Annotated in this window: 1 protein-coding gene; it reads right to left on the bottom strand. The window is 56.1% G+C overall.

The window, feature by feature from the left end; all coding sequences use genetic code 11:
• Nucleotides 1-6: 6 nt before the first annotated feature.
• A complete protein-coding gene (locus HZS79_RS15045; protein ID WP_179928280.1) occupies nucleotides 7-13,320 on the bottom strand; it encodes a YadA-like family protein in 13,314 nt (4,437 codons plus the stop codon).
• Nucleotides 13,321-13,645: the final 325 nt, after the last annotated feature.

Below are 13,645 nucleotides of genomic sequence, written 5' to 3' on the forward strand. Positions count from 1 at the left end.
TCTCCTTTACCAGTGCCAGCCAGCGCCAACACCAGCGCCGAAGTTGCTTTGTGAATCGCCCGTCACCTTGCCCTGGATAACCCAGCGGCCATTATCTGAGAGACGCGAGACACCCACCGAGACCGCGGATTCACCACCGTAGGTACCCGCCCCTACACCTATCATGCTCTTACCGGGCATCCAGGCTTGCGGCACCGTAGACGCCGCTATCGCACTGGCAGAGCCAGCATTAGCATTACGTTCTACACGGTCGATACGTTCGTGAACGCTGATAATCTCGTTTTCAAAGCGACGACCAAGCTCATTCAACTGCCCCACGTTAGCGGCATCGGTAGCATTAATACCTGGTGCCACATTAGAGATCGTGGTGCCTTCCTCGCCTTTTAGCGTGATGGTGCCGTAGTCGACATTGCCCTCCTCATCACGGTCGTAGTTCACCGCGCCGCGTTGCACCGCGTCCAACTGACGAACGTTAACTGCATCGGTATCTTGGGTACCACCTGCCACATTGGTGATCTGGCGTTCATTACCCTCACTACCCACAGACACAGCACCCTGAGTAGAAGCGACCGACTCATTAGAGAAGCGCTCACGCTCACCGTTCATCCCTTCACGGTCAGCAACGGAGTCCGCACCAAGTGCAACGCTGCCGTCAGCCGTTGCCCGAGACCCAGCCCCCGAGGCGACACTACGGTCGCCTGCCGCAACGCTGCTTGGCCCCATGGCAATACTGTCAGCACCTTGCGAATCAGCCGCTGGGCCATCGCTATTAGCGCGGAAGTACTTAGAACCACCTTGCTCAATATTGGTGATCTGATTACTCACTTCCCACAGCTGGCTACCATTAACTGCATCCGTGCTGTTCTGAGCGATGTCACCTGGTGCCACATTAGTTATTGTCGTACCACCATCGCCTTCCAGGGTAATCGTGTCATAGTTAACACTACCGTCATCGTTGCGGTCATATTGCACTGCACGGTCACCCAGGTCTGCCAAGTCGTTGCTGATATCACTGATATCGCCTTCAACATTGGTAACGCGGTTGTCTAACGCACCGACCGCTTGGTTGGTGGCATACAATTGGCTGCCGTTAATCGCATCTGTGCTCTCAGCCGACACTCGGCCTGCCGCAACGTTCGTCACCGTGCGTTCAGCACCGGCGCTACCAACGCTAACAGTGGCTACCGGGGAGACTCCGGCAAACTGGTACGTCTGGCCAGCAATCTCGACCGATGTAGTGCCAACCGCTGCTGCCGTTCGGGCGCCTTCTCCTAGCGCGACGCTACCTTGGTGCGATGCAATGGCGTCGTAACCCATCGCCAGTGCACGCTCTGCTGAGGCAATGGCCTCGTAGCCAACAGCTGTGGAACCTTGCCCTTGGGCAAAGGCATCGCTCACTGCTAAGCCACTATCGTTGGTGCGCACATAGCGAATGCCACGGCCATTATCGGTGATGTACTCATCGCTTCCGTCACCCACAACATTCGTAACACTGTTTTCTAGCACTTCGAGCCACTGGTTAGTAGCGTAAAGTTGAGAGCCATTGATGGCATCCTTGCTATCGGCTGATACATCGCCTTCGGCTAAGTTGGTAATACCCTCGCTACTGATGACAGGCCCGTCTTGCCCTACGGTGAGGCTATTAGCGATCGATAGATCATCGGATAGTCCAAACGCGACTTCTTCACGATCATTAACCGTGGCCTGAGTAATGAGTATGTTTCCGTCATCACTCAGGAGATTAACTTCACCAGAAGGTGCCACATTACTGGCTTCTCCATCTTCAACGCTCAGGTTCCACCCAGCATTAGCGGTAGCACTGACCTCTTCGATTGCCTGATTAGACGCAAACAACTGGCTACCATTGATGGCATCGGTACTGGATGCACTTACGCGTCCTGCTGCCACATTGGTGATCGTGCGCTCATTACCCACACTACCAACGCTGACAGTGCTTGTCGGTGTAGTGCCTGCAAATGAGTAGTCGTTGCCAATCAGCGTAATGCCCTGGGTTTCAACCGGTTCATCCGTGGTGCTGTTGCTACCTAGCGCTACACTTTGGTCATGGCTAACCGTCGCACCAGCCCCCAAGGCAATACCCTGCTGAGCTTCAGAACGGGCGTTGGTGCCAAACGCAATGCCATCTGATAGCAGCACTTCGGCACTATCGCCAACGGCAGTGCCGCCTGGGGCCATTTGCCCCACAATCGCACCATTGCCAATACCAATACCATTATCACCGTTAGTGACCGTGGTCGGGCCAACAGCAATACTGTCGTTACCTGCCGCAAGTGAGTCAGGCGCTGTGGAGTTGGCGTGGAAATACTTAGTGCCCGTTTCCACCACGGAGCCTATCGCTCCCTGAAGCTGGCGAACGGTAACGGCGTCTTGCGCCTGGGTGCCATCGGCAACGTTAATAATTTGACGATAGGAGTCGCTATCCCCAACGGAAACCGCACCTAACAGTTCTTTGTCAGTGGTGTTGAATTCAATGGTTGCCGAACCCGCCGGGATAAAGCCTGATTCTGGCGCTAATGCACGATCAGAAATAGAGCCGCTACCCAGCGTCACGCTATCCCGAATCGGGGCGCTGGCACCAAAGCCCATGGCTACGGCCCCCTCACCACTGGCGGTGGCGTTAACGCCGGAGGCGATCGCGTTCAGACCGGTCGCGCCATCGTTATTGAAGTTGCCACCGACGATGCCGCCATCGTTTACGCTGTAGTAGCGAACTCGGTTTTCGTTGAAGTATTGAAGGTTCAGCGCATCACCTTCGTTCACTGGTGCGCCTACATTACGAATGACTTGATTATTCGCATCAATGCCGCCACTGGCGGTGATGCTGGGCCCGCCAGCAATAGTGAGGCCATCGTTGGTGACGGTGGTAAGGTTGCCGCTGCCATCGTCTACGCTCAGGCCAGCACTGGTGAGTTCACTGTTGCCGGCAGTGACGCTGTCGAGATCAAGGTCACGATTCAGGGTGATCTCCACTTCGCCTGCATCATCGATGCCAGTCTGCGCGACGGTGAGATTGCTATCCCCAGTGAACGTTACCTCGCCATTAGGGCCGATATTGGCGGCATTGGTACCGTCGGTGACGTTCCAGCCGGCATTGACTGCTGTACTTACTTCTTCAATGGCTTGGTTAGAGGCAAACAGTTGGCTGCCGTTGATGGCATCCGTGCTGGTTTCACTCACACGACCAGCCGCCACATTGGTCAGCGTACGTTCGTTGCCCGCACTGCCAATACTCACGGTGCTGTCAGGCGTAGTGCCTGCAAATGAGTAGTCGTTGCCAATCAGCGTAATACCCTGAGTGGCCACCGGCTCATCCGTTGTACTGTTACTGCCTAGCGCTACACTTTGATCGTGACTAACCGTCGCACCTGCGCCCAGGGCAATGCCTTGCTGAGCTTCAGAACGGGCGTTAGTGCCAAACGCAATGCCATCTGACAGCAGCACTTCGGCACTATCGCCAATAGCAGTGCCGCCTGGGGCCATTTGCCCCACAATCGCACCATTACCAATACCAATACCATTATCACCGTTAGTGACCGTGGTTGGGCCAACGGCAATACTGTCGTTACCTGCCGCAAGTGAGTCGGGCGCTGTGGAGTTGGCGTGGAAATACTTAGTGCCCGTTTCCACCACGGAGCCTATCGCTCCCTGAAGCTGGCGAACGGTGACAGCGTCTTGCGCTTGGGTACCGTCGGCGACATTAATAATCTGGCGGTAAGAGTCGCCATCCCCGACGGAAATAGCGCCAAGCAATTCTTTGTCGGTGGTATTGAACTCAATGGTTGCCGAACCTGCTGGGATAAAGCCTGACTCTGGTGCTAGGGCACGATCAGAAATCGAGCCACTACCAATCGCTAGACTGCCGCGCACTTGAGCATTCGCACCAAAGCCCATGGCCACTGCGCCTTCCCCATCAGCCGTGGCGCCCACACCACTCGCCATCGCATTCAAGCCAGTAGCACCGTCATTATTGAAGTTACCTCCAACAACGCCGTTATCATTTACGCTAAAGTAACGAACACGGTTCTCATTGAAGTATTGAAGGTTGAGTGCATCTCCATCATTCACCGGATCGCCTAGGTTAGTGATCGTGTTGCCCGCCATGTCGATCCCGCCCTCATCTAGCGTTGGACCATTGTTAATTGTCAGACTATCAGCGGTAAGGTTCGGACTCGTAGCGATTTGAATCGCGCCCCCTTGATCACTCAGCTCGATATTATTGCCGCTGGTAAAATTAGCGACGTTGTCGTTCTGATCCAATATCTTAACGTCAATGCCATCAACCTGGGTGACCACCGTTTGGAGTGCAGAGTCAGCCAGAGTCAGGCTATCTTTGCTGGCTTGGCTGAGATCCACTGCGTAGTCTGTGACGTTATTGGCATCTGGTGCAGCGGCAGTAACGTCCACCGCGCTGGAACCGGCGGTTACACTCGCCCCGTCCGCATTAACGGTATAGATAGCTTGGCCATCCACACCGGTGGCTTGATCAACACTCGCCACGTTAGTGCCGCCCGCAACTTCCGTCTTCGACGCTGCTGCGCTGTTTTGCAGCTGGCTGAGGTTGACGGCATCTTGGGCATTCACCCCATCCGCGAGATTGCTAATGGTGGTGTTATTCATATCAATGCCGCCGCCATTGATGGTCGGGCCGTCAATAAACATCACGCTATCAAAGGCTACGTCATCGGCTGTGGCCACGGTGATATCCGTGTCGCTACGGGTGATATCGACATTTTTTCCATCCAGGAACTGGACCGTGTCTCCTGGCGCAACATTGGTAGCAGTGTCGCCGTTAGCCTGGAGATTCCAGCCTTTATTGGCGATCGTACTGACCTGCTCAATGGCGAGGTTAGAGGCAAACAGCTGGCTGCCATTGATGGCGTCGGTACTGGTCTCGCTCACGCGGCCTGCCGCCACATTGGTCAGTGTGCGCTCATTACCCTCGCTACCAATACTGATTGTGCTATCCGGTGTGGTGCCCGCGAAAGTGTAGCTGTCGCCCGCGATGGTAATACCGGTGGTGGCCACCGCTTCCTCTGTCACGCTATTGCTACCCAATGCGACACTTTGATCGTGACTAACTGTCGCGCCTGCACCCAGGGCGATACCCTGCTGCGCTTCCGAGCGGGCTTCGGTACCGAACGCAATACCATCGGAGAGCAGAACCTCGGCATTATTACCAATGGCAGTGCCACCTGGGGCCATTTGGCCGACAATCGCGCCATTCCCCATACCGATGCCATTATCACCATTGGTGACCGTATTTGGCCCAATGGCAAGGCTATCGTCTCCCGCTGCGATGGCGTCTGGGTCTTCGGAGTTGGCACGATAATACTTGATGCCAGTCTCAACCACCGAGCCCACCGCGCCTTGCAGCTGACGAACCGTCACGGCATCTTGCGCTTCCGTACCGTCGGCGACGTTGGTGATCTGGCGGTAGGAGTCGTTGTCACCCACCGAGATCGCACCGAGCAGTTCTTTGTCGGTGGTGTTGAACTCAATCGTGGCAGACCCTGCGGGGATAAAGCCGGAGTCCGGTGCTAAGGCACGATCCACGACCGAGCCACTACCCAATGCCAAACTATCGCGAATCGGCGCGCTGGCACCAAAGCCCATGGCCACCGCGCCGTCTCCACTGGCGGTGGCGTCAACGCCGGAGGCAATGGCGTTCAACCCCGTTGCACCATCGTTGTCGAAGTTGCCACCGATGGCGCCACCGTCATTCACGCTGTAGTAGCGGGTGCGGTTTGCATCGAAGTAATCCAGATTGATGGCATCACCACCGTCTACCGCCTCTCCAACATTGGTGATGCGGTTATCGTTCATATCAATGCCGTTGTCATTGAGCGTCGGACCACCATTGTTGATGGTCAGACTATCCGCCGTCAGGTCTGCACTAGTGGCGATTTCAATCGCGCCATTGTCGTCACTTAGTTCGATATTGTTACCGCTGATAAAGTTGGCGACGTTATCGTCCTGGTCGAGGGTTTTGACCTCGGTGCCGTCGATCTGGGTGACCACGGTTTGGAGCGCGGAGTCGGCCAGCAGCAGGCTGTCTTGGGTCTCCTGGTTCAGCGCCACTTCATAGTCGGTGACGTTGTTGGCATCTGGGGCGGCAGCGACCACATCAACACCCGTACCGGCAGAGACCGATGCGCCATCGGCATTGACGGTGTAGATGTCCTGGCCGTCTGCGCCGGTGGTTTGGTCAACGCTGGTCACATTAGTACCCGCTGCTACTTCGGTGCGGGAAGCCGCCGCGGCACCTTCCAGCTGGCTGAGGTTAACCGCGTCATTGGCGTTAACACCATCGGCGAGATTGCTGATGGTGGTGTTGTTCATATCGATACCGCCACCGGTGAGCGTGGGGCCGCCGGTAATGGTCACATCATCAAAGGTCACACTATCGGCCGTGGCGACGGTGATATCGGTGCCGTCGCGAGTGATATCAATGTTCTTGCCATCGATAAACTGAACGGTATCGCCGGGCGCCACGTTGGTAGCCGTGTCACCGTTGGTTTGAACATTCCAGCCGGTGTTGGCGATATCACTGACTTGCTTAAGCTGGTCTTCACTGGCCGCTTGACCAGAGGTGAAGTTGTCTGGGTCAAAGGTGAGATTGCTCAACCCGTTGATGGTGTCTCCCCCGGCAGTATTGACGGTGACATTGCCAAACTGCGGTGAGTCGACGGTAGCCACCGTAATATCCGTGCCATCACGAGTGATGTCGATATTCTGGCCGTCGATAAACTGAACAGTAGCCCCTGGGGCAACATTGGTAGCCACGTCACCGTTGGTTTGAACATTCCAACCGGTGTTGGCAATCGCACTAACCTCTTCAATGGCTTGGTTTGAGGCAAACAGCTGGCTGCCATTGATGGCGTCGGTACTGGTCTCGCTCACGCGGCCTGCCGCCACATTGGTCAATGTGCGTTCATTGCCCTCGCTACCAATGCTGATTGTGCTATCCGGTGTGGTGCCCGCGAAAGTGTAGCTGTCGCCCGCGATGGTAATACCGGTAGTGGCCACCGCTTCCTCTGTCACGCTATTGCTACCCAATGCGACACTTTGATCGTGACTAACTGTCGCGCCTGCACCCAGGGCGATACCCTGCTGCGCTTCCGAGCGGGCTTCGGTACCGAACGCAATACCATCGGAGAGCAGAACCTCGGCATTATTACCAATGGCAGTGCCACCTGGGGCCATTTGGCCGACAATCGCGCCATTCCCCATACCGATGCCATTATCACCATTGGTGACCGTATTTGGCCCAATGGCAAGGCTATCGTCTCCCGCTGCGATGGCGTCTGGGTCTTCGGAGTTGGCACGATAATACTTGATGCCAGTCTCAACCACCGAGCCCACCGCGCCTTGCAGCTGACGAACCGTCACGGCATCTTGCGCTTCCGTACCGTCGGCGACGTTGGTGATCTGGCGGTAGGAGTCGTTGTCACCCACCGAGATCGCACCGAGCAGTTCTTTGTCGGTGGTGTTGAACTCAATCGTGGCAGACCCTGCGGGGATAAAGCCGGAGTCCGGTGCTAAGGCACGATCCACGACCGAGCCACTACCCAATGCCAAACTATCGCGAATCGGCGCGCTGGCACCAAAGCCCATGGCCACCGCGCCGTCTCCACTGGCGGTGGCGTCAACGCCGGAGGCAATGGCGTTCAACCCCGTTGCACCATCGTTGTCGAAGTTGCCACCGATGGCGCCACCGTCATTCACGCTGTAGTAGCGGGTGCGGTTTGCATCGAAGTAATCCAGATTGATGGCATCACCACCGTCTACCGCCTCTCCAACATTGGTGATGCGGTTATCGTTCATATCAATGCCGTTGTCATTGAGCGTCGGACCACCATTGTTGATGGTCAGACTATCCGCCGTCAGGTCTGCACTAGTGGCGATTTCAATCGCGCCATTGTCGTCACTTAGTTCGATATTGTTACCGCTGATAAAGTTGGCGACGTTATCGTCCTGGTCGAGGGTTTTGACCTCGGTGCCGTCGATCTGGGTGACCACGGTTTGGAGCGCGGAGTCGGCCAGCAGCAGGCTGTCTTGGGTCTCCTGGTTCAGCGCCACTTCATAGTCGGTGACGTTGTTGGCATCTGGGGCGGCAGCGACCACATCAACACCAGTGCCCGCAGAGACCGACGCACCATCGGCATTGACGGTGTAGATATCCTGGCCGTCCGCGCCGGTGGTTTGGTCAACGCTGGCGACGTTGGTGCCCGCTTCGACTTCAGTTCGGGAAGCCGCCGCGGCACCTTCCAGCTGGCTGAGGTTAACCGCGTCATTCGCGTTAACACCATCGGCCAGGTTGCTGATGGTGGTGTTGTTCATATCGATACCGCCACCGGTCAGCGTGGGGCCGCCGGTGATGGCAAGGCTGTCGCTGTTGATGCTGGTGAAGGTGACGTCATCGGCAGTGGCGATCTTGATGCCGCCCGCTTCATCGGTCAGTACGATGTTGTCGCCGGTGACGAAGTTGGCGACGTTATCGTCCTGGTCGAGGGTTTTGACCTCGGTGCCGTCGATCTGGGTGACCACGGTTTGGAGCGCGGAGTCGGCCAGCAGCAGGCTGTCTTGGGTCTCCTGGTTCAGCGCCACTTCATAGTCGGTGACGTTGTTGGCATCTGGGGCGGCAGCGACCACATCAACACCAGTGCCCGCAGAGACCGACGCACCATCGGCATTGACGGTGTAGATATCCTGGCCGTCCGCGCCGGTGGTTTGGTCAACGCTGGCGACGTTGGTGCCTGCTTCAACCTCGGTTTTTGAGGCGGCGGCGGCGTCTTCCAGCTGGCTGAGGTTAACGGCGTCGTTGGCGTTAACACCATCGGCGAGGTTGCTGATGGTGGTGTTACCGGCATCGAGACCTCCCGCGCCAATGTTGATTGGACCTGCGGTCAGCGTGTCGGTTTGCACATCGCTGAAGGTGACGTTGTCGGCCGTGGCAATTTCAATACTGCCATCGGTACGCGTGATGGCAATGTTCTGACCTTCACTAAAGTCAGCCGCTTCGCCAGGAGCGATATTAAAGCCATCTAACTCTTCTCCGTTAGCGCTCAAGAACCAGCCTGCACTGGCGATCTCATCAACCGCCTGCAACTGGCTAACGTTCACCGCGTCGGTCTCCTCCGAACCTGCGGCGACGTTAGTTATACGACGCTCATTACCAGCGCTACCCACCGAGATTTCGCTGCCGGGGTTAATGCCTGCCACATCACTCTGGTCACCTGTAGGGGAGTAGGCATCATTGCCCAGCGTGCTACCGTCGGCCACGGAGCCTTGCCCCAGCGCAACACTACCTGCATGAGTAGAGCTGGCGTTCAAGCCAATAGCCACGCTACCAACAGCTGTTGCTCCTGCTCCAGTCCCCAGAGCAATGGAATCGTTACGTGGTGCCGATGCCCCAGAGCCGATGGCAACCGTCCGCTGCCCCATGAGGCCACTCGTAGCATCTTTACCAATAGTGATTGCTTCGTTACCACCAGCAAAGGCACTATCGCCAATCGCTACTTGACTGTCGCCCAGCGCCCCCGTATTAGCCGAACGCCCCACTGCTACAGCCCTATCACCTTCAGTCCACGCACCATCACCCACCGCTACAGAGCTTTCACCTTCAGCTAACGCATTGGTGCCTGCTGCCAGAGAGTTACCCCCTTCTGCACCGTCGTTGTCGAAGTTGCTTTGGATGGTGCCGTTATCATTGACGCTGTAATAGCGGGTACGATTTTCGTTGAAATAATCCAGATTAAGGGCGTCGCCACCGTTTACTGGCGCGCCAACGTTGGTGATGGTGTCACCGCCCATATCAATGCCGTCGCTGTTCAACGTTGGGCCGCCGGTGATGGCGAGGCTGTCGCTGTTGATGCTGGTGAAGGTGACATCCTCGGCGGTGGCGATCTTGATGCCGCCCGCTTCATCGCTCAGCACGATGTTGTCGCCGGTGACGAAGTTGGCAACGTTATCGTCCTGATCGAGGGTTTTGACCTCGGTGCCGTCGATCTGGGTGACCACGGTTTGTAGCGCGGAGTCGGCCAGCAGCAGGCTGTCTTGGGTCTCCTGGTTCAGCGCCACTTCATAGTCGGTGACGTTGCCACCTGCATCCGTATCGGTAACGGTCACGCCGGTGCCTGCAGTGACCGTGGTGCCATCGGCATTGACGGTGTAGATATCCTGGCCGTCCGCACCGGTGGTTTGGTCAACGCTGGCAACGTTGGTGCCTGCTTCAACTTCAGTTTTTGAGGCAGCGGCAGCGCCTTCCAGCTGGCTGAGGTTAACGGCGTCGTTGGCGTCCACCCCATCGGCGAGGTTGCTGATGGTGGTGTTATTCATATCGATACCGCCACCGGTCAGCGTTGGGCCGCCGGTGATGGCGAGGCTACCGCTAGTCACACTGGTGAAGGTGACATCCTCGGCGGTGGCGATCTTGATGCCGCCCGCTTCATCGCTCAGCACGATGTTGTCGCCGGTGACGAAGTTGGCAACGTTATCGTCCTGGTCGAGGGTTTTGACCTCGGTGCCGTCGATCTGGGTGACCACGGTTTGTAGCGCGGAGTCGGCCAGCAGCAGGCTGTCTTGGGTCTCCTGGTTCAGCGCCACTTCATAGTCGGTGACGTTGTTGGCATCTGGGGCGGCAGCGACCACATCAACACCAGTGCCTGCAGAGACCGATGCGCCATCGGCATTGACGGTATAGATGTCTTGGCCGTCCGCGCCGGTGGTTTGGTCAACGCTAGCGACGTTAGTGCCTGCTTCAACTTCGGTACGAGCAGCCGCCGCAGCACCTTCTAATTGGCTGAGGTTAACGGCGTCGTTGGCATCCACCCCATCGGCGAGGTTGCTGATGGTGGTGTTACCGGCATCGAGACCTCCCGCGCCAATGTTGATTGGACCTGCGGTCAGCGTGTCGGTTTGCACATCGCTGAAGGTGACATTGTCGGCCGTGGCAATTTCAATCGCGCCGCCATCATCGCTCAATTCAATGTTCTGGCCGCTTATAAAGTTGGCAACGTTATCGTTCTGGTCGAGGGTTTTAACATCCACCCCATCGATCTGGGTGACCACGGTTTGGAGCGCGGAGTCGGCCAACAGCAGGCTGTCTTGGGTGTCCTGGTTCAGCGCGACTTCGTAGTCGGTGACGTTGTTGGCATCCGGGCCGGTGGGAGTCACGTCAACACCGGTACCGGCGCTCACCGTGGTGCCGTCGGCATTGACGGTGTAGATAGTTCCACCGTCGGGGTTCTCACTCTCAACAACATCGGCAACGTTAGTTCCCGCCTCAACTTTAGATTGCGCGGCAATTAACTGGCTGACATTAACCGCATCGTCTAACTCGGTACCGGCGGCGACACTGGTGATCTGGCGGCTGCCAACATCCACCGCAGCGCGCTGCGCAACCGTTCCAGTGATTGCGGTGGTATCCGCAGCGGTAGCCCCAAACGGTACATAACCCGCAACACCAGCAGCAGTATCAGCTACCGATTCAGAACCGAGAGCAACGCTTCCTTCAACTTCAGCTCTACTCAAATCACCTATGGCAGTTGCGCTCTCGGCATCCGCAACTGAAAAACTACCTATCGCCGTTGAGAACTCGGCATTTGCATTACTCTCACCACCAAGAGCAGTGGCATAGTCAGCAAGCGCAAAAGCACCTCGGGAAATAGCAATAGAGCTCAAGCCAGAGGCCTCTGCTGCGGTTCCCAGAGCGACGGAGTCTTGCCCTGATGCATCTGTGTTATGACCAACAGCAAACGACTGCAAGCCCGATGCTACCGAGTCTCTACCGATGACAACGGCTGCTTCACCGGTAGCCACAACGCCACTACCAATAGCACTCGAGTCAACGCCTTGAGCTGAGCTTAGGTAACCACCAGCATAGGATTGATTGCCCGACGCATCAGATTGATAGCCAACCGCGGTAGAAAAGTCTCCTACTGCCGAAGCTTCGGTACCTAAAGCGCTTGAACGATCACCCGTTGCTGTTGCGGTTTGACCATAGGCAGAAGAGTTATTACCACTGGCAGTACTAAACTCACCGAATGCTTGACCTCCATTACTAGCATTTGCGCCGGTGCCTACCGCCCACGAGCCTGTTGCTACGGCACCACGCCCAATAGCGCCGGTATCAACACCGGATGCAATACTATCCTGACCGATTGCAATAGCACTGGTGGCCGATGCTTCAGCACTCGTTCCTAGGGCAATGGCATCAGCCTCGCTTGCCGTGGCCTCACGCCCCATTGCCAAACTATTAACACCGGTCGCAGTGGCTTGATTACCCACTGCAACTGAGTCATTGCCCTCAGAGCTTGCTAAGAACCCAATGGCGGTTGAATTTTCGCCAAGGGATGTTGCTTGATCACCGATAGCCGTAGCATTTAGCTCTGCTTGTGTATTGCCACCAATGGCAACAGCGCGATTGGCCGCAGCATTAGAAAGCGTCCCAATGGCTACTGATTGCTCACCTGCAGCACCAGACTCACGCCCAAAAGCGATGGCATCTTGTTCGCCTGCAACAGCTCGAGTACCAAAAGCAAGCGAGTCAACACCAATTGCCTGTGTATTCTCGGTGGTATAGTCCCTCTGTGAATCAGCTGAACCAATGGCGATGGCGCGAGCACCTGTAGCAAGAGACGACTGCCCCATCGCCACCGAACCAGCACCGATGGCAGCCGATACATTACCAAATGCAATAGCATTTCTGCCTAATGAACCAGACTCACGGCCTATTGCCATGGCCCCCCAACCGGTTGCAACCCCACGATTACCTAACACAACATTGTTATTACTACCGGCATAGGAGTAGGCGCCAATCACCGTCGATGCCCCTTGATTGTTCACAGCGGATTCAGCGAGTGCATTCGCACCAATAACAACCGATCCTCTGGAGCGCGCCTCGGCATTTGTCCCGATGGCCACCGCACCATCAACGGTTAAACCACCTGAGTAGTCGATGGGCAGGCCCAGGCCAATGACATTGGGATTGCCCCAATACAGCGTAGTGAGCCCATCATCACTGGCGAAAGTCCCGTCACCAACTTGTAGCCCATCGCCAGACCCTGTAAGTGTTGCGCTTTTGGCAGCATAACTAGGCTCCGACAACACCAAGCTTCCTGCGACTATCGACGCAACTGCTGCGGAAAACAGTGAGCACTTTTGGATCGCGCTGGGGCTTTCAATATGTCCAACTACTTGTTGCCGCGTTCCCGACTTGTGCTGGGAGCGAGCGGCTTCCGATGCCACGACCAAACGCCCCAGGGTACGGTTCCAGATCAGACGAAATACGTTATTCATGCCCTTGCTCCCACTGAAGTGGTTAGGAGTTATTGTGGTTTATTTTTCCTAGCGTCTTAGGTGACAAGTACGGAATACACCATTCCTTTTAAGCCCTTAGTTAAGCTTCCAAAGGCATATCCTCGTCGTTCCATAAGGCGTTTTCATGAAACGATTTATTAATAATCCAAAGGAGCAACACTCGCACTTGTAACGCTATTTAATATTGAAGCTAGCACAGGCAATGAAGAGCCTCCACACTATGAATAAACGTTAATAACCAGGGAAGATAAGTATTTTTAGTAACTTTTTTAAATAAATACAGAAAAAAACAGGAAATCTCCTA

It is taken from the genome of Vreelandella zhaodongensis (assembly GCF_013415115.1).
GTDB lineage: Bacteria > Pseudomonadota > Gammaproteobacteria > Pseudomonadales > Halomonadaceae > Vreelandella > Vreelandella zhaodongensis.